General features: G+C 42.6%; 16 protein-coding genes. 6 read left to right on the plus strand and 10 right to left on the minus strand.

Annotation, left to right across the window (positions count from 1 at the left end):
* Positions 1-12: 12 nt before the first annotated feature.
* From JWH17_RS09215 to JWH17_RS09225, 3 genes are all read left to right on the plus strand, one after another.
* Complete coding sequence (locus JWH17_RS09215; protein ID WP_205222315.1) at positions 13-1545, plus strand: complex I subunit 4 family protein; 1533 nt, start codon at positions 13-15, stop codon at positions 1543-1545.
* 15 nt (positions 1546-1560) lie between these two features.
* Positions 1561-2979, plus strand: coding sequence for an NADH-quinone oxidoreductase subunit N (locus tag JWH17_RS09220; protein WP_205222316.1), 1419 nt, complete (start codon positions 1561-1563; stop codon positions 2977-2979).
* A gap of 82 nt (positions 2980-3061) precedes the next feature.
* Positions 3062-3508, plus strand: coding sequence for a CBS domain-containing protein (locus JWH17_RS09225; protein ID WP_205222317.1), 447 nt, complete (start codon positions 3062-3064; stop codon positions 3506-3508).
* A 509-nt stretch (positions 3509-4017) separates the two neighbouring features.
* Here the strand turns inward: JWH17_RS09225 and JWH17_RS09230 are convergent.
* The 7 genes from JWH17_RS09230 to JWH17_RS09260 all read right to left on the minus strand — a co-directional run bounded on the left by JWH17_RS09230 (position 4018) and on the right by JWH17_RS09260 (position 12981).
* A complete protein-coding gene (locus JWH17_RS09230) occupies positions 4018-4428 on the minus strand; it encodes a tetratricopeptide repeat protein (protein ID WP_205222318.1) in 411 nt (136 codons plus the stop codon).
* Positions 4429-4434: 6 nt separating this feature from the next.
* On the minus strand, positions 4435-6741 hold the full coding sequence (mrcB, locus tag JWH17_RS09235; RefSeq protein ID WP_205222319.1) for a penicillin-binding protein 1B: 2307 nt from the start codon (positions 6739-6741) through the stop codon (positions 4435-4437).
* Between the two features lie 296 nt (positions 6742-7037).
* Positions 7038-8027, minus strand: a complete 990-nt coding sequence (gene meaB, locus JWH17_RS09240; RefSeq protein ID WP_205222320.1) for a methylmalonyl Co-A mutase-associated GTPase MeaB — start codon at positions 8025-8027, stop codon at positions 7038-7040.
* A 92-nt stretch (positions 8028-8119) separates the two neighbouring features.
* Positions 8120-10273 carry a methylmalonyl-CoA mutase gene (gene scpA, locus JWH17_RS09245; RefSeq protein ID WP_205222321.1) on the minus strand — a complete coding sequence of 718 codons (2154 nt, stop codon included), beginning with the start codon at positions 10271-10273 and terminating at the stop codon, positions 8120-8122.
* A gap of 168 nt (positions 10274-10441) precedes the next feature.
* Complete coding sequence (gene mce, locus JWH17_RS09250) at positions 10442-10846, minus strand: methylmalonyl-CoA epimerase (protein ID WP_205222322.1); 405 nt, start codon at positions 10844-10846, stop codon at positions 10442-10444.
* A gap of 228 nt (positions 10847-11074) precedes the next feature.
* The gene (locus tag JWH17_RS09255) at positions 11075-11914 is read right to left on the minus strand and encodes a CoA-transferase subunit beta (protein WP_205222323.1); all 840 of its coding nucleotides are present in this window, start codon (positions 11912-11914) and stop codon (positions 11075-11077) included.
* Between the two features lie 50 nt (positions 11915-11964).
* Positions 11965-12981 carry a CoA transferase subunit A gene (locus JWH17_RS09260; protein ID WP_205222324.1) on the minus strand — a complete coding sequence of 339 codons (1017 nt, stop codon included), beginning with the start codon at positions 12979-12981 and terminating at the stop codon, positions 11965-11967.
* Positions 12982-13952: 971 nt separating this feature from the next.
* Here JWH17_RS09260 and JWH17_RS09265 point away from each other — a divergent pair.
* From JWH17_RS09265 to JWH17_RS09275, 3 genes are all read left to right on the plus strand, one after another.
* Positions 13953-14141, plus strand: coding sequence for a hypothetical protein (locus tag JWH17_RS09265; protein ID WP_205222325.1), 189 nt, complete (start codon positions 13953-13955; stop codon positions 14139-14141).
* Between the two features lie 991 nt (positions 14142-15132).
* Positions 15133-18429, plus strand: coding sequence for a hypothetical protein (locus JWH17_RS09270; protein ID WP_205222326.1), 3297 nt, complete (start codon positions 15133-15135; stop codon positions 18427-18429).
* A gap of 198 nt (positions 18430-18627) precedes the next feature.
* Positions 18628-19521 carry a carbon-nitrogen hydrolase family protein gene (locus tag JWH17_RS09275; protein WP_205222327.1) on the plus strand — a complete coding sequence of 298 codons (894 nt, stop codon included), beginning with the start codon at positions 18628-18630 and terminating at the stop codon, positions 19519-19521.
* A gap of 20 nt (positions 19522-19541) precedes the next feature.
* On the opposite strand, the gene JWH17_RS09280 is transcribed toward JWH17_RS09275, so the two are convergent.
* From JWH17_RS09280 to JWH17_RS09290, 3 genes are all read right to left on the minus strand, one after another.
* Entirely contained in the window at positions 19542-20051 is a 510-nt protein-coding gene (locus JWH17_RS09280) for an NUDIX domain-containing protein (RefSeq protein WP_205222328.1), read from the minus strand.
* Positions 20052-20354: 303 nt separating this feature from the next.
* The gene (locus JWH17_RS09285) at positions 20355-21140 is read right to left on the minus strand and encodes a CoA-transferase subunit beta (RefSeq protein ID WP_205222329.1); all 786 of its coding nucleotides are present in this window, start codon (positions 21138-21140) and stop codon (positions 20355-20357) included.
* A gap of 64 nt (positions 21141-21204) precedes the next feature.
* Complete coding sequence (locus JWH17_RS09290; protein WP_232371006.1) at positions 21205-22284, minus strand: CoA transferase subunit A; 1080 nt, start codon at positions 22282-22284, stop codon at positions 21205-21207.
* Positions 22285-23093 lie beyond the last annotated feature (809 nt).

Raw genomic sequence — 23093 nt, forward strand, 5'->3', positions numbered from 1 at the left:
GTAGGTGTAACAATGTTTGAACACGTTCTATCAGTAATGATATTCCTGCCGATAGTTGCAGGACTAATTCTGCTGCTTACGCCGGCTGGAAAAGGTCTAGCTCGATTAACCGGATTGGTAATCTCCTTTGCGAGTCTGATTCTCGGTCTAGACATTTTCTTTAAGTTTAAAGAACAGGCCGCCCTGCAGTTCGTTGAAAATGTGCCTTGGATCCCATCGTTTGGCATCAATTATCATTTAGGTCTTGACGGCATTAGCTTGTTTGTCCTCCTTGCAGGAGCCGTTCTTATGCCGATGGTATATCTTCTCTTTACCACGAAAGAGAAAGGGTATTACGCCAACCTTTTAATAGTACAAGGGGCCATGGCCGGTGCCTTATGTGCCGCCGATATGGTGTTGTTTTACATTTTCTGGGAAATTATGCTCCTTCCTATATTCTTCATGCTTGGTATGTATGGTGGAGAAAAAAGGATTAAAGCAACCTTAAAAATCACTATTTATACCATTGCCGGATCCCTGCTGATGCTGGCTTCAATTGTTTATGTTGGAGTTACCTATCACTCGCAGTTTGGTGAGTGGAATTTTGCGATCTCGCAGATGTCTCAACTCCAACTTGCAGGCCCTGTAGCTGTACTTGCTTTTTTCGGATTCATGATTGCTTTTGCAATCAAAATTCCTCTTTTTCCTTTTCATACCTGGTTGCCGGACGCATATACCGAAGCACCTACTGCCACGACATTTGTCTTGTCTGCTATTATGGCTAAAATTGGTGTCTACGCGGTTATACGTTTTGTTGTACCTGTGTTTGATGGTGAGTTTGCCCGCTTTGCCTTACTGCTTGCCTACTCTGGTGTGATTGGCATGATGTATTGTGGTATAACTGCCATTGCCCAAAAAGATGTGAAACGAATGTTGGCTTTTTCATCTGCATCGCATATGGGAGTCATTGCCCTTGGTGTTTTCTGTCTCAATGTTCAGGCATTGACCGGTAGTATATATCAAATCGTTGCCCATGCAACGAGTACCGGTGTCCTGTTCCTTTTTGTCGGTATACTTGAAGACAAAATGAAAACCCGTAAAATTGAAGATCTTGGCGGGATAGCGTATAAAGCTCCTGTTTTTGCCTTTTTCTTTGCGATTGCCATGCTCGCCTCTGTTGGCCTTCCTGGAACCTCCGGTTTTATTGGTGAATTCCTCATTATTTTAGGTGCTATCAAGTTTAATGTGTTGATAGGAGTTCTAGCCGGAACTACTCTTATTATTGGAGTTTGTTACATGTTGTGGATGTTTCAACGTGTATTTTATGAAACAACCAATGAGCGAACCGAAGGGTTCACTGATTTGAGCATTACAGAAGGACTCACCTTTTTACCCGTTATTGTTCTTATCGTTATCATGGGGCTTTACCCCCAACCCTTTCTCAGTAAAATTGAACCTGCCGCCCAGCAGCATATAGCTGCTTTAACCAAGGCAGACACAATACAAATAGCTCAAAGTACTCACGCCCAACCAGCAGAAGGGCATACAGTAGAAAAGAAGAATTAAGGCCAGGGGCTAATCATGACAAACGATTTTATGTTACTAATGCCGCTCATACTTATTACAGCGGGCGCCATTTCGTTAATGCTGGCGGCAGCATACGAAAAGGTCACTATCGAACAGGCTGCATTTGGTTGCATGGGGATTTTTGGTGTCGCTTTTCTCGTGCAGCTGTCTAACTGTATTACCGGACACGTGGCCCCTTATGAAACCGTTTTTAACAACATGCTTGTTATAAGTAATTTCACCAGGGTCGCAGGACTTATAATTCTTGGGTGTGGGTTTTTCACTGCCATGAGTGCCCAGACTTATTTTAAACAGAACAATTTCTGTACCACCGAGTTTTACAGTCTTGTTACTTTTTCAGCGTGCGGCATGCTGTTGTTGACAATGGTTCAAGAACTTATCTCCGTATTTGTGGCACTTGAGATAATGTCACTCGCGATATATATTCTAGTCGGCTATGACCGAAAGAATAAAACCGCTGCAGAAGCTGTCATGAAGTACCTCATGCTTGGTGCTTTTGCTGGAGCCTTTTTTACAATGGGAGCTGCGCTCATATATGGTGGCGCGCATTCAACCCAGTTCTCCAGTATCGGTCAATTCGTTGCTGAAAAAGGTTTTTTTAATAATCCAGCACTGGTAGCAGGGTCTTTTTTTGTAATTGTTGCCTTTTTATTCAAAGCAGCTGCTTTTCCCTTCCACGCATGGGTTATTGATGTTTATGACGGTGCTTCCGCACCAATCACGGGGTATATGGCTACTGGGCTTAAGACAGCAATTTTTGCTGTATTCGCCAATTTTTTAGTTGCTGACGAAACTCTTCGCAGTAGCTGGGTTACTTACCTGTTTTACTTTTCCATATTCACCATGTTTGTCGGTAACCTCATCGCTATCGGTCAGGATACCTTGAAAAGAATGCTTGCTGCATCCGGTATTGTACATACCGGCTACCTGCTTATTGCGCTTGTAGCAGTGAGTGCTGAGAATTTTTCCGGTAATGTTATTCTCTACTACCTGGCGGCCTATGCAGTTGGTACCCTTGGTATATTTGCTGCACTTTCTTACCTCGGTGGTGATGGTGAAAAGAGGCAAAGTTTTGATGACTTTAAAGGTCTAGCACGGGTTAGGCCATTTTCAGCAGCAGCTATTACCATATTCCTGCTTTCAATGGCTGGAATACCGCCAACAGCCGGTTTCATGGGCAAATTTTTCATCATTACCAGTGCCATTGATGCAGGACAGATCGCCTTAGCTGTTTTCGGTATTATCAGCAGTATTCTTTCAATGTGGTATTATCTGCGATTAGTAATTAATATGTACTTTCATGAAGCCACTGATAGCTTTGAAGATACCACATCCAATAGATATGCTCCGGTCGGCACCTTTATTTTAGCGGCCTGTGTATTTGTAATTGGTTTGTATCCGGTAATTATTTAAATTGCTCTCATCGAAAGCAAATACTTCGAAGCACTGCGCCTATCGCTGCTGATCGAAGTCTTATTCAAAAGGAGTATCGAACATGAAAGTTAAAGATATACTTAAGGCTAAGGGCACAGTCGTGCACACCATTAATCAGGATTCTACCCTGATGGCAGCGTCGGACAAATTTTTCGCTGAAAGAATCGGTTCTCTGCTCGTGGTTGATGAAAATGATAATATTCAAGGAATCGTAGCTCCAAATGACATCTTGAAAGCCATTCAGGAAGGATGTACTGATGAAAATTGCGCCTTACAGAAAGTCAGTCGAGTGATGACCAAAGATATTATCGCTGCCTCAGAAGACGATGACATTGACTATATTCAGGCGATTATGACCGAAAATCGTATCCGTCACATCCCTATTATGGACAAGGATCAACTCAAAGGACTGGTATCCATTGGTGATGTTGTAAAAGCATTGATTAAAGATAAGGAAGTAGAGAACCATTACCTTAAGGATTATATTTCCGGTAAATATCCAGCATGATCTAAAAAGATTTCAGGCTGATTCATTGTGCAAGCAGTCTAAAATGCAAAGGGAAAGTTTCATAGGAAACTTTCCCTTTTTTCTTTATGGTGATCTCGTACAATACTCAGCCAGGTAATTCCCGCAATTTCAGCCGACTTATTATATTTGTCTTTTAAACCGGGAGACAGATCGAAGGCTAAGCCGTCTCCTCTTCAAAAAAGTAACTCAGCGGTTACCCTACTGGGGCTCCCATTAGTCGTCGCTTCTGCTTCACAAGGTCCCGATCTCCTGCATAATAGGTGATCGGAGTCTTTCTTTACTTGCGAAAAATCGCATCCCCAAAATATGAGGAGCCTGTAAGCAAAGCAGGTTTTTGATATAATAGATCAAAGATTATCAACCAAGTGGGTTGTTACCAAAATAACATCAAAAAGAAGTGCCTTCCCTCTGTATGAAAAAACGATCAGCCTCCCCAGTTAAATCCATACGCCCTGGTTTTATGGAAAATAGATTTTTTCATGCTTTGGCTATTCTTTTTTGTAGGCCTGTTGCATAAGCTGTTGGTTTTTCTTTTGTAGATCCCTATCATTTTGTGCGAGGCTTATGGATTTTTTGCATAACTGCAAAGTTTGATCATAGTCACCACGCTCGTAGCTAACTATGGCAAGATCCAACCAGAGCCATCCATTGTAAGGATTTTTTCTAATCGCTCGTTCAAGTAGCGACTCGGCTAAATCAAAATCACCTGCCTTCAGTGCTTTTTTCGATTTTTTTACTAAAGACAAACTTGTATAGTTTTTGGCAGTAACTGAGTATGAAATTTCTTTTTGCGGAACAGCTTGTGGTACGCCTTGTTGCATGTCAGCGCAGCCTGTTACAAGTAGCGCAGTGAAAGCCATTAATATAAAAGAAATGTTGGTGGCAGGTAATTGCATCATCTGTTTTCAGTTGAATATTTGTAAGATTGAATCAAAAAGAGATTCAACACTGTCCTGTAGACTGTTTGATCCCTTACCCTTTTTTTGTGAAGGGGTGTGATTGGTATTTCCTTTACCTAACATGGGCAAATATAGAGATTGGTTTACTGAGTTGGTTGATGGTTTAACCTTGGGAGGTGTTATTTTTCGCCAATGGATGTTACTCGGCGTATCCGGTTCAACTTTGCTATACGGCAAGGTTTTAATAATGCTGCCCCAGGCATCCATGGCGCCCGAAGCTCCTGTCAGTCCAGTGCTGGTGTTATCATCATATCCCAGCCATACTACACCTAGCATCTCTCCTGTAAAACCTGCAAACCAACTGTCGCGATACCCATCTGTGGTTCCTGTTTTACCCGCTACCCTTTGATATTCAGGGAAGTGGTTATGTAGCCCCTTACCGGTTCCAACTCTTACTGCTTCTTGCAATGCGAATTGAAGGAGAAACATTTCAGAAGTAGTAAAATGCTGTTCCACAGATAGGCGGTTCCTTTGGATAGGAACCTTTTCCTGATTTAATACTCCTCGAATAGCCCTTAGCGGTGTTTGAAAACCTGAAGCAGCAATTGATTGATACATTTGCATAACTTGTAGAGGAGAAAGTTCAATACTTCCCAGTAAAATGCTGGGATAAAGTGCGATGTTTTTGGTGACTCCCAACTTTTTCACTGTATCAACTACATTGGTTAAACCGACCTGTAGTCCAAGGTTAACAGTGGCAAGGTTTAATGAATAAGCTAAGCCTTGATAGAGCATGACATTGCCATGTTCTGTTTTATCGTAATTTTGTGGCTGCCAGCTCTTTCCCGAGGGATCTTCCAACGTGACGCTATGATCACTAATTATGGACGCTAGGCTGTAGCCTGAATTGAGTGCCGTGAGATACACTGCAGGTTTAATCAGTGAGCCGATTTGGCGTTGCGCATCAATCGCTCGGTTAAAATCTCCAATTCTAGGATGTATTCCCCCCATGAGTGATACTACTTCACCAGTGTGGCGGTTACCTATAACGTACGCTCCTTGTAACCGTTTTTTCTTACTCTTGTTCTTTTCGGTTACCGTAGCCTGGAACTGCGAGTGTGCTTTGGTGTGGATAACAGGATCCAAGGTGGAAAAAATTAATAACCCCTGGCTTGTTAAATCCTGTTTAGAATAGGACTGCCTGAGTCGCCGTTGTACAAAATCTATAAAAGAAACATAATTGGAACCCTGGCTGAGTGCATTTTTATTAATGGTTGGAAAACCATAATCTAAGGCTTGGCGGTACTGTTGCTCATCGATGATGTTATCATTAAATAAAATTTGTAAAACAATATTTTTCCGGGTTTGTGAGCGTTCAAGAAATTGTATTGGATTATAAATAGATGGTCCTTTTATAATGCCAACCAGCATTGAGGTTTCAGCGAGATTAAGTTGAGTGAGTTTTTTGTGAAAATAAAATTGACTTGCCAGTGCAAAACCATGGAGTGCTCTTTTACCTTTTTGGCCAAGAAATATTTCATTGCAGTAGGCTGCGAGTATCTCCTCTTTGTCGTATTTTTGTTCAAGGATCAAGGCCATTATGGCCTCGTCTAACTTTCTGCGTAAGGTGCGTTCATTGGATAAAAAATAATTTTTCACCAATTGTTGTGTGAGGGTAGAACCTCCTGCCACTGCTTTTCCAGCACGAAAGTTGAGATACAGTGCTCGTAAAATGCCTTTTGGATCTATGCCAATGTGGGAAAAAAAAGTTTTATCTTCTACAGCAAGCAGAGTGTCAATAAATTGTTGAGGGAGATCTTCGTATTTGAGGAGAATTCGGTCCTCTCCTGTTTCAGGTAAGAAGCTTCCTATAGTAATCGGATCTAAACGGCATTCATCTATCGGTTGCTGCGTTGTGATATCGTAGGTTTTTGCTATTGTATTTTTATCAAATTGAATAGCGCATTCTTTGCTGCCCTGGTTTCCATCCAAAAAATTGAATTCTCTTGTTTTCAGAAACACGAGATTGCCTTGAGTAGCGTATTCTCCTGCTGACAGGGGGGGATTTTTGTGCCGGTATCCTCCCTGGCGAAGTTCTGTAATGAGATCTGCTAAAGATATGTTTTTTCCTGGGTAGAGTTCAAGAGGTCGCGCAAATACCCTGGCTGGTATTTGCCAACGGTCTTTATCAAAACGTCTGGTTATTTCTTTGTTTAGCGTGGTTACGCGATCATACAGTACTATTGCACTGATACCTGCAACTGCCGCGGTTATAGAAAGGAGGAGCGTCCAAATCGTTAATCTTTTTTTCATAGACAGCGTATAAAAAGGTGAAAATATTTAAAGAGTAAAAAGCGAAATTCGAAGAGTAGTCATATGCTACATTATGCAATTAAGCAAATAGACCGATGTCGATGTCTCAGGGGAAAGGGGAGAAGTAGAGGTGGGGCGTTTGTACACTTTTGACAGTAAAGATAAGATCAAGACGAGAGAGAGCTTATTTGATTCTTTTACCGAAAAAGGTGCACCAAAAAGGAATAGATGCTTCATTGGTGCACCGACAGTCGCTCTTTTGCTTGTCTGCAGACAAAAAGGATACTGTTAAATTGCTAGAAAAGAAGGTCTGAGCCGAGAACGGAAACAAGCTCATCGGCTGCCCGCGTCGGAGCTTTTTTACCACTTTCGACAGCAGCGGTGATAGTGGGTAATACTTTTTTTATCTCTTCGTTGTTATAGAACCAATTTTCAAGTCCTTCTTTAACGAGAAACCACATCCAGGACATTGCCTGATCTTTACGTTTTTCATCAAGCTCACCAGTGGCTGACATAATTTTTTTATGTTGTTTTATGGTTTCCCAAGCCTCCTCAAGGCCTATTTCTTCTAGGGCACTGCAGGTCATTACTGGTGGAGACCAGTTAGGTGAAGATGGCGTTACCAAGTGGAGAGCTGTTTCATATTGTTTTTTTGCCAGTTTTGCTCGGGTGACATTATCACCGTCTGCCTTGTTGACTACAATAGCATCTGCAACTTCAAGAACACCTTTTTTAATGCCCTGAAGTTCATCCCCGGCGCCTGAGATTTGCAAAACCATAAAAAAATCGACCATTGACGCAACAGTAGTCTCGGATTGACCGACACCTACTGTTTCAACAATGATTACATCAAAACCTGCGGCTTCGCACAGGAGCATGGTTTCACGAGTTTTTCGGGCGACACCACCAAGACTACCGCCTGATGGTGAGGGGCGAATAAAAGCCATGTCATTGATGGCAAGTTTTTCCATTCTGGTTTTATCGCCTAGAATAGAACCTCCGCTTCGGGTACTGCTGGGATCGATAGCCAATACGGCAACACGATACCCACGTCCGGTGAGCATGTTACCAAAACTTTCTATAAACGTGCTTTTTCCTGCACCTGGAACACCAGTAATACCCAGCCTGACTGCCTTACCTGTATGGGGCAGCAGTTCACTAATGACATTTCTGGCAATATCCTGATGAGTCTGCAGTGTACTCTCTATGAGTGTAATAGTACGTGCAAGCGTCAGGCGGTTATTATCGAGAACACCTTGAATAAAGTAGCTGGGATCTTTGTACATGATGGTACTCTCAGGGAAAAATTTTTGGAGGGTAGGCAGACGGGCAGGCTGGAGTCACTGCCCGTCTGTTGAATCAGTCGTTTATATACTGATTACTTGATGTATTGGGCTTCAAGCAGATCCATTACCTTACCAGCTGAAGTGGTAATAGGGGTACCTGGACCAAAAATAGCTTTACAGCCATTGTCGTAGAGGAAATCATAATCGCTAGGTGGGATAACACCACCGGCTACCACACCAATTTCTCCAGCACCCTGTGCTTTGAGTTTTTCAATGAGCTCAGGTACAAGGGTTTTATGGCCGGCTGCGAGACTGGAAGCGCCAACGATATGGACATCGTTTTCAATGGCCATCTTTGCAGCTTCGTCAGGTGTTTGGAACATTGGGCTGATATCTACATCAAATCCGAGATCAGCAAAAGAAGAGGCGACAACTTTAATACCCCTGTCATGTCCATCCTGTCCCATTTTGGTTACAAGTATACGTGGGCGACGACCGGTTTTTTCGAGGAAGTTTTCGGTACGCTTACGGAAATCTTCGATAACAGTAGCACTCTCTGCGTTAGCTTCACTGTATTCTGAAGAATAGGCACCGGATACACACTGGGTTGTTGCAACATAACGTCCAAATACTTTTTCCATAGCGTCAGAAATTTCTCCAACTGTTGCCCTAGCTTTAGCGGCAGCAACTGCAACCTCAAGCAGGTTACCATTACCTTCAGCAGCTTTGGTAATTGCTTCAAGGCATGCTTGGGTTTCAGCTTCGTTACGGGTTGATTTAATCTCTTTAATACGTTCGATCTGCTCAATGCGGACAGAATCAGGCACTTCAAGGATATCGAAGTCAAGTTTTTCGTTTTCGAGGCGATACTTGTTAACACCAACAATAACGTCAGAGCCTTGGTCAATACGTGCCTGACGACGGGCAGCTGATTCTTCGATACGCATTTTCGGCATACCGGATTCGATGGCTTTAGACATTCCACCGATTTCTTCAATTTCGTCGAGGATTTCCTGAGCTTTCTCAACAATCTGGTTGGTCAGATACTCAATATAGTAGGAGCCACCAAGTGGATCAGCAACTTTACAGGTGTGAGTTTCTTCCTGAATGATGATCTGGGTGTTACGTGCAATACGTGCTGAGAAGTCTGTAGGCAGACAAACAGCTTCGTCGTAGGAGTTGGTATGCAGTGACTGGGTACCACCAAGGGTAGCAGACATTGCTTCCAGGGTTGTCCGAATAATGTTGTTGTATGGATCCTGTTCTGTCAAACTCCAACCAGATGTCTGGCAATGTGTACGGAGCATGGAAGACTTAGGATTCTTTGGATTAAACTGTTGCATGGATCGATGCCATAAGAAGCGAGCAGCTCTCAGCATCGCGATATCCATGAAGAAGTTCATGCCGATGCCGAAGAAGAAAGAAAGACGAGGTGCAAAGGTATCAATATCCATACCGGATGCAATAGCTGCACGAACGTATTCAATACCATCTGCGAGGGTAAAGGCAGTTTGAAGAACAGAGTCTGCTCCTGCTTCCATGATATGGTAACCACTGATACTGATGGTATTGTATCGCGGCATATTTTTAGAAGCAAACGCCATAATATCAGAAACAATCCTCATAGAAGGTGCAGGAGGATAGATATAGGTATTACGGGTCAGGTATTCTTTGAGAATATCGTTTTGAATGGTTCCGTTCAGTTGTTCCTGTTTTACTCCTGATTCTTCGGCTGCAGCAATCCACATACCGAGGATAGGAATAACAGCTCCGTTCATGGTCATGGAAACTGACATCTTATCAAGCGGGATGCCATCAAAGAGGATTTTCATATCTTCGATAGAGTCAATCGCAACACCTGCTTTACCAATATCACCGGCAACGCGTGGGTTGTCTGAGTCGTAACCACGATGGGTTGCAAGGTCAAAGGCTACAGAGAGACCTTTCTGACCGGCTGCCAGGTTACGACGATAAAAAGCATTTGATTCCTTAGCAGTGGAGAATCCTGCGTACTGACGGATTGTCCAAGGACGTCCAGCATACATGGTTGCCATTGGTCCACGGGTATAGGGAGCCATACCAGGCAGGGAGCCAACAGTATCCATTCCTTCTATATCTGCGGCAGTATAGAGGCATTTTACATCAATACCTTCAGGTGATTTCCAAGTCAGGGTATCAGGCGATTTGCCTTTCATCTGCTTGGTCGCCATTTCCACCCATTCGTTGTAATTAGGGTTTTGTGCCATGTCCTTACTCCTTGTTTGTGGGATGGTTCCCGTTAGTTAAAGCTTAAAACAAACTGATTTTTCTACGCTAAAAAGTTAATGTTTACTTTTCAGTTCAGAAAAAAAAGGGAAATTAAGCAAAAAGGAGCCTCTCATCTCGTTGCCGCGAGGTGAGAGGCTTTAATATTTTTAATCTCTTTGGCAAAGTTCTACCAGTATTCCACCAGTCGCCTTTGGGTGCAGGAATGCAATCTGTGCTCCACCAGCTCCAATACGAGGGGTTTGATCAATTAATTTAATTCCTTTTTCTTTCAGTTCATCAAGTGCTTCATTAATATCTGCTACACGGAATGCTACGTGTTGAAATCCAGCGCCCTTTTTTTCTATAAATTTAGCAACCGGTCCATCCGGAGATGTAGATTCAAGCAGTTCTACTTCACTTTCTCCTACAGGGAAAAATGCTGTTGTGACCTTTTGCTCTTCAACTGTTTCTGCCCCTTCCAACTCAAGTCCAAGCACATCTGACCAGAAGTTTTTTCCATCTTCAATGCTAGGAACCGCGATACCAAGGTGATCAATTTTTTCTATTTTCATGTTATTTCTCCCTGTTTTTACCTTCTACATACTTTATTGATGCAGAATAATTTTTCCTTTTTAGAAGAATCACTTTCAAATAAGCATAATATTACTATATATTTGAATGGATACTTCCGTGATATTTCACAAATAAAATAGAATATATCGGGTGGTACTACTACCAGGCTAAAGCAGTTTCACCTCTGAAAAGTACTTTGCAGGGTAGTTAAACCGGAAAAAGCAGTGCTACATTTGTTGTGCTGTTAAATTGATATTCTTATTTACTTTCTTTTTTGCTCGTTTTACAAATGCACCATTAGGGTCAATGTCTTCACGAATCATCCTTACTTCTTCTTCTGTTGGTGGTGCAAATTCACTTGCATCAGGCGCTACTAGCAGCTCAAAACCAGTTGCCGCTTGAACAGATTCAATTGTTTCACCCGGGAAATAGTGTATCAGACGCATTCTTTTTGATTCTTCTTCAAAATCAAAGATACCTTTTGTACTGATGAGTCGATAAGGTCCTTTGCCCTGCAATCCTGCATCGAAACGAGCACCAGGAGATCCATCAAGGTGACCGGGACTGGTTACATATTGCAGTTTTTCAGTGAATTTACGTTTGTCATGGGGAACGATCAAAATAGTTCGTTCACAGGATGCAGCCATATCACTTGCTCCACCACTACCGGGTAGCCTTACTTTTGGCGTCTGGTATCCTGCAGGGAAGTCACCGATCATGGTAGAATTGAGATTACCATACTTATCAACTTCAGCACCACTAATAAAACCGAAATCAGCAAATCCTCGTTGAGTGAGTTCAAACGCAGCATTCAGGCCACCAACAAACGACGCTCCGGTAAATGTTTTTGAATCACCAACAGAAATTGGTAATCCGACATTTAACGGAGGACCGACCGCACCAGCTTCAAAAACCGGGATGAGGCCTGGAGCGTGGGTTTGTTTGGCCAGCAGTGAAGCGACCATAGGAAGGCCGGTTCCAACAAATACTATTTTATTATCTTCTAATACTTTAGCACCAGCCACAACGATTATTTCTTGAGCGGTGTAATCTTTAGAAGCTGTCATGTGATTCCTAGTCTATTATTTTAACAATAATTTTCGGTTAATTTCGATTTTCAGGCCAATCGTTCACAGTTGAAAGACTCTGCTTTTTGATCTGCTATCAATTTTTTAACCGGAAACTTCGCGATGAAATCTTCAAAAGTTTTTGTGTTGTAGATATATTCATCGTAATAGGTCTTTAAAGTATCAGGTGCACCACCTTTGCACATTTCAGTAGCTCCGGCGTGGAATGCACTAATATGATCACCATTAAAGTAATAGTGACGACGACACGCACCTGGGTATGCTCCAAATGGCACTTCAACAACTGCATCAACGGCAACAAATGGAATACCAACATCTTTCGGAGTTTGTGTAATCAGTTCATGGGAGACGAGTTGCTCACAGGTGACGATGGTATGCGCTGATGCCATGGCAATTTCAGCACAGGTTGCGTCAGTACCACGAATAATACAATTACCGTATTGGTCGGCTACCTGAACGTGAATAATTGCAACATCAGGATTGCTCGCCGGCAGGAGAGCAATTGGGCGACCGGTAAAAGGGCAATCTATAATTTTGGTTCTGCAACTAGATGGAATGTCACCGCCAAGAGGACCACGGGTTGGAATGAAGGGTAGGCCCATGGAACCAGCCTTGAACCTTGCTGACATATTGTAGTTACTCCAGTCTTCAATTTCTAGCATGCCGCGCTCAGCAAGAAAACGGAACATCGGAGATAGGCCAAATGCTTCGTGAGCCCAGTAAGCAAGCTCAATGCGCTTGATAGAAAAGTGGTCGGGGTTGAGCATCATTGCGCCGGCGAGATAGTCAGGGGCCATACCGGCGGACTGCCAGGAAAGGGTTAGATCTTTGAAACCATGACGTACCATTTCATGGGTGATAGCGATGGGTTGACGGATATTTACAAAGCCTCCAACACCTACGTTATCGCCGTCTTTTATAAATTGGCTTACCGCTTCTTTCAGCGTCATTCGCTTGTCCTTCATGGACTTGTCTTTGTTGACAAGCGCTTCCCTTGCTTCATCGGGAGATAAACCTGTCCAGTACATTTCAGCGTAATTTTCCAATTTTCTATCTCTTCCTGTCCATCACAAGCTTTCTTGTTAATCCGGAGAAACAAAATGTTTCTCAGTACTTTTTGCACAAAAAAAAGCCATGATATAACTAGCTGCCAAAGCAGCTAGTTATATCATGGCTTTTTTTAAAGTCGTGGCTAGTGGAACTCGTTGAATTCTTTGCAAGACTATTTTTGTCAAACTTTCAAACACTTTTTTACGATTGCTCCTTTTTGGTTTAAGTAGCTGATCTGCTAAGTAGTTGACAATTTTTAAAATGGTTTTTTACTCTTTTTTACGAGGTTAATCGAACCAATAAGTTGGTTTCGGTATAGCTCCTTCTACGAGTATCCAGTTTAACATAAAACAGGCTAGGAGAGTTGTTTTTGATTTTATAGAATTACAGTATCGATATAGTATTGGCAGGAAAAAACTTACCCCCGTTAAGTTTAATTTGCCAGCTAGGATTTTCCTATTTTAAGTCGAGCTTTTTGTCAACTTAAAAATAAAGAAGCTACTGTTTTCTCTCATTTTTTTTCTTCGCCAATCAACGTTATTATAGGAAGATATGCGTTTTTACGACTCTTTATCTATATTATTTATGAAAGAGTTCAATTTGTTCGAAAAGTTCGTTTGGTGCAAAAATAAAATGGTTTGACCATAATAAATTGTAATTTGAAAACAAACAAATTTATGAGCACTGCAAATTGTGAGTGATACGATCCTGTTCCATGATTTTTATTGTCAAAGGACTGGGTTCATTTCCTTGCCGGAAATTAGGTAAATATTCTTTTTTATTATAAAATTAGAAAATTGCTTGACGGTGAGCTCCCTGATTTGTAATGATAATTATAAAAAGATATAAGGAACGAAATATACTGTGAAATATTTTTTGGGTCCTCTTTTCCATGACTTCGGAAGCTTGCTTCTTATCTTTTAAAGTTTCGATGGAAAACTGTTAAAAAGGAGAAAAGGAGGTTTGTATGAAAAAGCAGAACCATTCGTCAAAAGGCAAACTGCAAGGGTTAATAGTCACCTGTAATGAATGTGGAGAAGAACTGCCCTTATTACATCCTCATATTATGGTAGAAAGAAGTGATGATGACAGAAATCCAATCTGTGAGGCCTGCTGGGTTGAAAAGGAGAAGGCAAAACTAGAGAGGTTAGAGTAACCGTCAATCGCTATAGTGCTCAATTTGGGCGTTGTGCCGATAACCAGTTTTTGAGCCTTTATGAAAATAGGGCTCTTAGTCATAGTTGCGGAAAACCTCATTGCTTTGCTTTCTACAATGATTCTAAAAACTAACTGTTGCAGCCTGGAAATGCCGGAACCGTTATTTCAAAAATTCATGTCGGATTTGAGGAGCTTATTGAAAAAGGAACTTTTTTTGTAGTTGGTCATTATGACGGCTTCGGGGAGAGGTGGTGCGGATTATGTTTCTATATTTGCATGGGAGAACATAGAGTTTACCAGCACACACCCGTATTTTATCGCCCCTGCCAGCCGGCCGAGTCACCGTTGTATCGCCTGCTCTAAGATCCATTCGAAAGTTTCGAGCACGTGCGTGATGATCGAATTGCAAGGGAGTATGGGGTCTATGGCCCGGTTATCTCCGATGTAGTCAGGGACTGCTTGAAGTATAGAGATCTGCAATAGGGATTTAATAGTGTACACTGACTGTTCCAATTGTCAATACGAGTACCTGCTAGTCTTTTTCTGCCGGGATCGCTGGTTTCGTCGTCTCGTTCCTTGCTTGCCAACTCAAGCTGTCATGCTAAACATGTTGTCTAGTTTGGTGGGTTATTGCAGGAAAACATTCTCTACTCACGGCCACATCACCAGTATTTCTTCTGTGTTTCTATTATTTGGCGAAAATATTTTCTCTATAATCGTAAGCTACTTTCCAGACACTGTACCTTCGACGCAGAGAACCTTTGAACACTCCTGCGGATCACTTTCAAGTCTGAGCTAGGCTTTGTCGGGGCTGAATTGATTATCAGACCTGTGAAAAACACTGTTCGTCTGACAACTAATTTTTTTAAATTGGTTGTATTAATTGAACTGTATACTGCCATTTTTATTGACAACCTGTTGACATAATCTTGTGTTTGAGGGAAATGGAAGTCATGATTCCAAATAGGTACAACGGTGGAGGCAATCCCATGGTAACATCACACACACACCTTCCGCTCGAGACATTACTGGCATGTCCTGAAAATCTGTACTGGGCATGGTTGAAGTACCAGCAATATCTGCAGGCCACTCATTGCTGGACAGACGAAAGTCGGCTGGCTTGTTTTGAAGCAAACCTGCAGGCAGAATTAGATGCCATTGGCGCACAGTTCAAAAGGTTAACGTACAGAGCCAGTCCAATTCGTCCTTTACCTCTACCGTCGCATGACAAAAAGAGGGAGTCAAATGGGCACATATTTGATATTTCCATCCGCGACCAGGTTGCCTGGATTGCCTTTGTAAATGTTATCGGACCGGGATTAGATTGGCAGATGCCACCCTGGAGCTATGGTGGCCGTCTCTATAGGTCAACGTGGGAGGAGGAAAAAAAAAATATTATTGTCAGCAAGAATGGTCGCTACAGGCACTCTGATGGATACCTCTATCGCAATTCAAGTTTAACCTGGTCACTGTATCAACGTCATATTTTTCTTACAGCAAGAGCAATGGCCGGCTTGCTAGATCCTGAAGACCTTGAGGATTCTGAGCGTAAGGTATTTGAACAGGAGCGTTATTTTGAGGGTAGGCAACAACTGCCCTATTTGCTGGACGGTTACTGGCCCTCTGATGATAATCATAGGGTATACCGGGCACAACTGTCGTTTAATACAACTCTCTCAGAAGGTAACCTTTCAACTATTCTGGATAATCTTGCCAACTTTTCAACCGAATTCAAACCCCAGATTCATCAACTTGCCTCCCAACTCTTGGATTTCAGACTTGACCTGGATGATTGGGACCAAAAGAAGCATGCAGAATTTGAGCTCTCACGGGTAGAAAATAGCATAGATTCCATACCTGAGGGGTTGGCTGTTGCCGATTTTCTCAAAAATATAGCTCTGATGGTTGTGGACAGTTCGATAACAGACCACCAAATTTTTTCCGGCTCAACATTGCAGCCTGGCATACAGGGAAAAAATATAGCTCACTTTCGTTTTGGCTACAACCACTGCTTTCTCTCCCGTACCTTCTCAGGCCTTGTTAATTGGGTCGAAGATTACCAGACACTCTGTGAAAAGCACGGCTCTAGAATTGTACCAGACTGGCAATCTGTTGAGCCCAGGTCATTTTCCAGATATTGGGAGCATGGCCAAGCAACTCCTAATGAACGAAAATTACTGGAGGAATATAGGAAACAAGCAGCAAAAGAGACGCTTTTAGATAATTCCAATCCACTACCAGCGATAACCAGAACCCTGAGATTGTTGACCAACCTTACAGACCTGAATTTTGACCTTCTGCAGCAAAGGGAAAAAATGCATTATATTGATGAAATGGAGAATCTCCTGCTTGGTCACAGCACCGGCTCTGTCATCAATGACGATTTTCAGGTTGACAATATTGCTCATAAGCTCGCCTGGTCTGTCCCACAGGAAATTATAGGGAATCAGGCGAATCTGTGTCTGTTTGAACGCCAGCTTTTTGAGGCACGTTTACGTGAAACATCACTTCACAAGCGTTTAAAAAGCCTGCGGCCGGAAGCCGAGGACGCAGAAACCGTACGTGTTGATATCCAACAGGTACAGCAAAAGATTGCTGAGCTTAATCAAGAGCACCAACTCATCGCTGCCAAGAATATGGGAAGACAGTTCAAAAATAAGATGCGCATATTTTTGATGCTGTTAAGAGCAGTCCGCAATAACCCCATGAAATTAAATCTGTGGATTTACCTGCTGGAGTATTGCCGTTTTTCAGGACAGACCGATCTGACCCTGATTCATAAAGAGTTAGAGGCGTTATACAGACATGATCGCCTGGGTGCAGGTTATGTGTGGGCAATGGTTTATCGACTGATGGCAAATCAGGCTGTGCAATGCTCTTTGAACATGTCGCAAAAAGATCATCTTATTTATCGGCGTCAAGCAGCATATTCGTATTTAAAAACCCTTTTGCTGCAGCCGGTCACCCTGCCGGTAGATGCAGAGTCAACATTTTATGAACTTCATTCTCTGCATTTGCTGCAATGTGGGCTAGGCAGTGCTCTTATGTATCTCCGAAACGCGGACAACGAACTGGTTACAGACGACGATTTCAAGTTGATGGAGCAACGTGTAGCCAAATGTGGTGGTATTGACTGGACCTCCCTTCCTGAAAAATGGGCTGCAGAGACGTCTGTTCCACTTTCAGTATGGGCGTGGTGGGCTGAAACCAGGCTCAATAGCCCCCAAAGGACGAATCCTGGGCCGATATGGAAAGCTGCTGTAGGCAAATTTGAAATAGATGTTCCCTGTGGCCGACAAATGTTGTTTCGCTATCCCCGAGAAGCTGTACGAGCAGTGGGAGTAAAAACAATGATTGATGCCTGCTTGGCAGAAGGAACTTTTTATCGGAATAATTGTGCTGGATGGTTCTATGAGTTACTTCAAGGGACTAGTCCTCTCCGCTATGAAAAAGAGCGTGGTTTAGCGGCTAGCTCTGGCGAAAAAAAGGTATGTTCGATCGTACATAAAGACAGTGACGATGCATGGATGACACTTGCCCGGTGGGGGGAGTGGAGTAATCAAAAGTATCGAGAAAATGCTTTTGACCCACGGGTCACAGAATGGACAGCCCTTGAAATAGCCGACCAGATAGCTGAAAAGGTAAAATCGTTTCTTCAGGGTGGAAACAGTGACTGCTACCCCCTTCATCCTTTGAATTTTCTTGTACCTACCAAGTGGATCGAAGAGGGGGAGACAATATTAACATGGGACCATTGGCGCGATCAGATACGTGAGAAGACGTTTTCAATAGGACTGAGGGAGGCGGAACAAATTACTGATTATCGCTATATGTTTGATTTACAAACTGCTGATAATGTTAACCCGGAACTTCCTATGATTCGTGGATTCGGCCTGTTGCTTCTGGGGCTGGTGACCCATTCATTTGACTGGCCGGCGATGTGGAATGTAAGGGGGCATGAATGGCAGTACCTCCCCTTGGTAAGTACTAGAATGCGAAATGTTCCTTTCTCGTCCTGGACACATGCGATTCTAGAAGCGTGTCTTTTGCCACGTCAGTTGGAGACAGCTCTAGTGGATGCTTGTCAGCAGGGAAAATATGATGACGATACGGCACAAGATCCACCTCAAATACTTGATTTGGCTCGTTTCCAATCCTGTGTTCAAAAAGCCAGACAGGTATTGGAAGAGTACCAGATGACCCTTCAGCATCGGGTGCCACGGCAATTGGTACCGGTGAAACTGGAACATTTTACTCGTCCGGACTGGGCAACTGACTTTGGATAACTGATCAGCGCACACTATCTATGAATAGTCTCGTTTTACCGATAGTTAGGCTGCACGGACGATCTCTTTGTTCACTTATTTGCTTAAGCAACGATCAATCCTACTTAGGGCACCTTCGATCAGTTACAGTTTCGAGATAATTATATGCCGGGGAGTTTACGATCTCCGTGATCATCGACCATTTTTTTGGGGGAGAATATGTCGGAAATACAGACTGGAAACACGAGAAGTTCACTGTCTGATTTTCTCACGATAGGACTGATACAGACGACAACCAATGCTCAGGTTGCGTGGAAGAATTATCCAAAAATGACTCCTGCTGAGTCAGATCATGTCTGGAAAGAGATTCGGCATGGGTTCCATATTCTGTCTGAGATGGATGAACCTCCGCAATTTACTATTCTTCCCGAGTTGGCAGTGCCACTTTGCTTTCGTAGTCGATTGCTGGACATGTGCAGAGAACTTGGTTCAATCGTGATTGCCGGTATGGATTATACCCTTGACCATGGAAATAAGATCGTAGGGAATCAGGCCCTGGTTATAGTTCCACAAGAGTGGCCGAAGAACCGGACTAGTAAACGTTGCAGTACGTTTTATTTCGGGAAAACGTACATGGCCCCTGCAGAACAGCTTGGCATCGGACAATCAGGGTTTGATTTTAAAGCCGATCAGACCATTTGGATGTTTGATGCCGGTCAATTCGGGCGCATTGGTGTCTGTATCTGTTATGATTTTATGGATGTTGAAAGATACATGGTTTATCGGGGAAAAATTCACCACCTTTTCGTTCTTGCCTATAATCGTGATATTGAATCATTTAGCCATTTGGCAGAGTCGCTTTCAAAGACCGTTTTCTGCAATGTGGTTATTTGTAACACAGGTTTTTATGGAGGATCCCTTGCCGTAACACCCTATTATGAACCTTTCCGCAGAACACTATACCGTCATGAAGGAAAAGACCTCTTCGCTGTTCAGGTTGTCCGGCTTCCGGTCGCCGACCTTGATGCTGCCCAGGAAGGCAACACTGAATATTACCTGGATGCAGGGGGGAATCCGCGTCGTCAGTTTAAGAATTTGCCACCCGGCTATTAGATCAAATTTTTCGCTTAAAATCAATATTTTGAGTTGGAGTGCAGGAATTGCTGATACTGCTGATGCACAAACAAAACACTCAGCAGCGTTTTTGAATCTATTATTTCATTATTGGATACCTTTTCATACAGTTCCTGAAACGGCATTTTGACCTGCTCAATATATTCCGATGCATCCTGTTTGGTATTTCCGGAATGTATTGGATCGAGCCCAAGAAAGAGAGTGATAAACCCGGTAGAATATCCTTCGGCATGAGCATATTTAACGATTTTATGCAAACGTTGGGGAACATACCCTGTTTCTTCTTCGCATTCTCGCCTAGCTGCCTCTTCCTCACTTTCGCCTTCATCAATCAACCCGGCTGGAATTGAGATAAGTGTCCTCTCTATTGCAGGGCGCGTTTGTCTAACAAGATGAATATTCTGGTCATCGTCTAACAGTAAAACCGCAACAGCATCCCGTACCCGCACTATTTCACGGGTGGCTTCCCTTCCATCCGGAAGGTGGACATCCAGCCGTTCAAGTTGCATATATTTTCCAGAAAAAAGAGAGTGTCGATTTACGATTTTTTCAAACGAGGAGTCATTATTCATTTATACAAATTCAGGGTGGAGGGAAGATTAAAAAAGGCTTGTAAGCAATTATTCGAATAGCGCATTGTCAAAGAAAAGGATATTTGACAAAGACATCTAAATTAAGTGTGTTCAACCCGTTTTTACTTTTCATGACCTAAGGCATGAAATTGCACACATACAATAAAAAACGGCTGAAAGACATATTGTCTTTCAGCCGTTTTACTTTACGCCAGAGTTTCAGTGTTAAACTGAGTGGAATTATTTTTTAACAACACGCTTCAGGAAATAACCATCTGGATCGCACTCGTCTCGAAGCAACCGCAAATCTTCTTCTGTAGGCTCTGCCATTTCTTTAAGATCTGGTGAAATGAGCAGTTCAAAACCGACCTTTTCTTGAATATCCGCAGGTGTTAATCCTGGCAGAACCTCAAGTAACATCATTCTGCGAGTATCTTTGTCATAGCCAAAGAGCGCTTCATTGGTGATGACGCGGTAAGGTCCGGAACCGTATACACCAGCTTTTTCCCTGTAATCAGGAGAGCCGTCACCGTATCCGATACTGGTGACAAATTGCAGTTTTTCTGTAAATCTACGTTTTTCCAGTGCCATAATAGCAATGGTTTTTTCACAGTTTGCAGACATCGCACCAGCACCACCACTACCAGGGAAGCGAACTTTGGATTCACTGTAGGTTCCACCCTGGAATGTAGAGTTCAGGTTACCGTACATATCGATTTCCGCACCGCCGATAAAAGCGTAATCGGAATATCCGCGTTGGGTTAACTCAAAAGCACCGCATAAACCTTTGGCATAAAGAGCTTTACGGAATGCTTTCGTATCACCAACAGAAAGCGGTAAGCCCTGATCAAGTTGAGCACCAAGAGACCCCGCCTCGAAAATCATTTGCAGTTGCGGGGCATGCGTCAACTGAGCATGCAGAGAAGCGATGATTGGTAGTCCTGTACCAACAAAAACTACGGTTTCATCCTCTAAGACCTTCGAACCGGCGTACGCAATCATTTCAAATGGACCATAATCAGGCATTATACATCCTCCTTAAGGTTACAAGCTATTAGATAAATCTTGTGTTTTTGTTGTATGTTGCGCGTTAGTCGATCAGAATCGGCTGAACACCGTCGTTTTGTTTCATCTCCTTAATTTTGCTGTAAGGACGTGTGGCGAGAAAGTCGTCAAACGTTTCACAACCGAAGATATATTTGTCAAAGTAAGCTTGCATGCCGTCTTTGTTTCCTGTTTTTCTGAATTCATCACATCCCTTTCTGAATTCAAGGATCTCCGGCATGTCAAACCAGTTATACCCATAAACTGCACCTGGATATGCGCCTAATGGTTGCTCGACAACTGCATCTACGATCATGTATGGGATTTCTGTCAAGTTAGGATATTTGCGGATGTTTTCGTTAGGGATAACCTGTTCAACTGTCAGAATTGTGTGGTTAGCGGCCATTGCAATTTCAGGACATGTACAGAGTGCACCGAAAATTCGTGCATTACCGTGCATATCGGCAACCTGGGTATGGATCAGGGCAACATCAGGGTTGCATGCCGGCACCAAGTAAATATTTTCGTTGGTGAATGGGCATTTAATCATTTTACCACGGTTTACCAGTTCCATATCACTACCACCATGGTCACGGGTAGGTATAAACGGAAGACCTAAGGATCCAGCTTTAAAACGTGCTGACATACCATAGTTGGTGTAATCATCGACAAGGATTTCTCCACGGCTAACAAGATAACGGAAAATTGGTGCAATACCAATTACCTCATATCCCCACCAAGCCATTTCAACACGTTTCACAGAGACGTGATCCGGATCCAGAATCATGGCAGCTGCTAACAATTCGGCACAGATTGAGTTGGACTGCATGGAAAGAGTAATGTCTTTGCAGCCCTGGCGAATGATTTCATGAACGGCAGCAACCGGTGTTCTGGTGTTTACGAAGCCGCCGAGACCAATGTTCATGCCATCTTTAACATACTTTGAGACAGCTTCTTTAAGGGTTGTTCTTTTATCGTGCAGCCCTTTTTTCTTACCGACTGCTGCTTTCCGTGCTTCTTTTGGAGTAGGCCCCCAGTACTCAAATGGGACATCGCGTTTTTTGAGCTCTTCTTCTCCGAGTTGGCTGACGTTCTTGATCAAGGAACTTGCTGTCTCCGTCATCATGATCTCCTTACGCTGCTAAATTAATAAGATTTTACCCATGCCTTATTTTTACATCAAAACCGATTATGCAGTTAGCGAGGTTAACAGCAGCTTCGCAACAATAATCGGGTTATGATCTCCTCTCAAAATTCTAATGCTGCAGCAAAAAATATAAAATAATACAAACGATATTGAAATTCGTTTTAATAAACTGGTCGAGTGAAGCAAAACTAAATGCTCTCCGACTAGCGTCGCATCCGGTAACGGACATTGATCACAGAATCGTTCTACGAACAATCTTATACCTGATTTTATAAATTCTTCAATCGAATACTCCAACCTGCTGATTGTTATTTATAATCCTATAAAAAACAGGTCAGCAGATTAGTTGTGAATTAATATAATATTGCAGTATCAGTACAGAATAAGCAGAGAAAAAACAAAACGGATTTTTGTCATATTTGCAGAACGAATCTACTTCTGAGGAACAGCTAAACAATAATTTCATTTTCTCAAAGCCCTTTTTATTATGGGTAAAAGAGGCTTTTGGGAAAATGAAATTATGTCCTCGGATATGACGCCAGGTATTGCCAAAAAACACCTCAAAAACCACCCGCTGCATAATTTACTGTTTTGATAGTCAAAAATTGTAAAAAAGACAGGCAGGCGTTCTGCAACTCTGACAAAGACCCAAAAAACCTTACACTCCCATTGGGCTTAATCTACCTGCTAGAATCCTCCTATTTTAAGTTAAGGTTTTTGTCAACTTAAAAATAAAGAACCTATTGTTTTCTCTCATACTTTTATTTCGTCATTGTACCTTATATTAA

It is taken from the genome of Desulfogranum marinum (assembly GCF_016918565.1).
Taxonomy (GTDB): Bacteria; Desulfobacterota; Desulfobulbia; order Desulfobulbales; family Desulfobulbaceae; genus Desulfogranum; species Desulfogranum marinum.

Bases quoted from the DNA above. Each gene is read 5' to 3' on its own strand.
- JWH17_RS09215 (WP_205222315.1), top strand. From the start codon at position 13: ATGTTTGAACACGTTCTATCAGTAATGATATTCCTGCCGATAGTTGCA.
- JWH17_RS09220 (WP_205222316.1), top strand. From the start codon at position 1,561: ATGACAAACGATTTTATGTTACTAATGCCGCTCATACTTATTACAGCG.
- JWH17_RS09225 (WP_205222317.1), top strand. From the start codon at position 3,062: ATGAAAGTTAAAGATATACTTAAGGCTAAGGGCACAGTCGTGCACACC.
- JWH17_RS09230 (WP_205222318.1), bottom strand. From the start codon at position 4,428: ATGATGCAATTACCTGCCACCAACATTTCTTTTATATTAATGGCTTTC.
- mrcB (WP_205222319.1), bottom strand. From the start codon at position 6,741: ATGAAAAAAAGATTAACGATTTGGACGCTCCTCCTTTCTATAACCGCG.
- meaB (WP_205222320.1), bottom strand. From the start codon at position 8,027: ATGTACAAAGATCCCAGCTACTTTATTCAAGGTGTTCTCGATAATAAC.
- scpA (WP_205222321.1), bottom strand. From the start codon at position 10,273: ATGGCACAAAACCCTAATTACAACGAATGGGTGGAAATGGCGACCAAG.
- mce (WP_205222322.1), bottom strand. From the start codon at position 10,846: ATGAAAATAGAAAAAATTGATCACCTTGGTATCGCGGTTCCTAGCATT.
- JWH17_RS09255 (WP_205222323.1), bottom strand. From the start codon at position 11,914: ATGACAGCTTCTAAAGATTACACCGCTCAAGAAATAATCGTTGTGGCT.
- JWH17_RS09265 (WP_205222325.1), top strand. From the start codon at position 13,953: ATGAAAAAGCAGAACCATTCGTCAAAAGGCAAACTGCAAGGGTTAATA.
- JWH17_RS09270 (WP_205222326.1), top strand. From the start codon at position 15,133: ATGGTAACATCACACACACACCTTCCGCTCGAGACATTACTGGCATGT.
- JWH17_RS09275 (WP_205222327.1), top strand. From the start codon at position 18,628: ATGTCGGAAATACAGACTGGAAACACGAGAAGTTCACTGTCTGATTTT.
- JWH17_RS09280 (WP_205222328.1), bottom strand. From the start codon at position 20,051: ATGCAACTTGAACGGCTGGATGTCCACCTTCCGGATGGAAGGGAAGCC.
- JWH17_RS09285 (WP_205222329.1), bottom strand. From the start codon at position 21,140: ATGCCTGATTATGGTCCATTTGAAATGATTGCGTACGCCGGTTCGAAG.
- JWH17_RS09290 (WP_232371006.1), bottom strand. From the start codon at position 22,284: ATGATGACGGAGACAGCAAGTTCCTTGATCAAGAACGTCAGCCAACTC.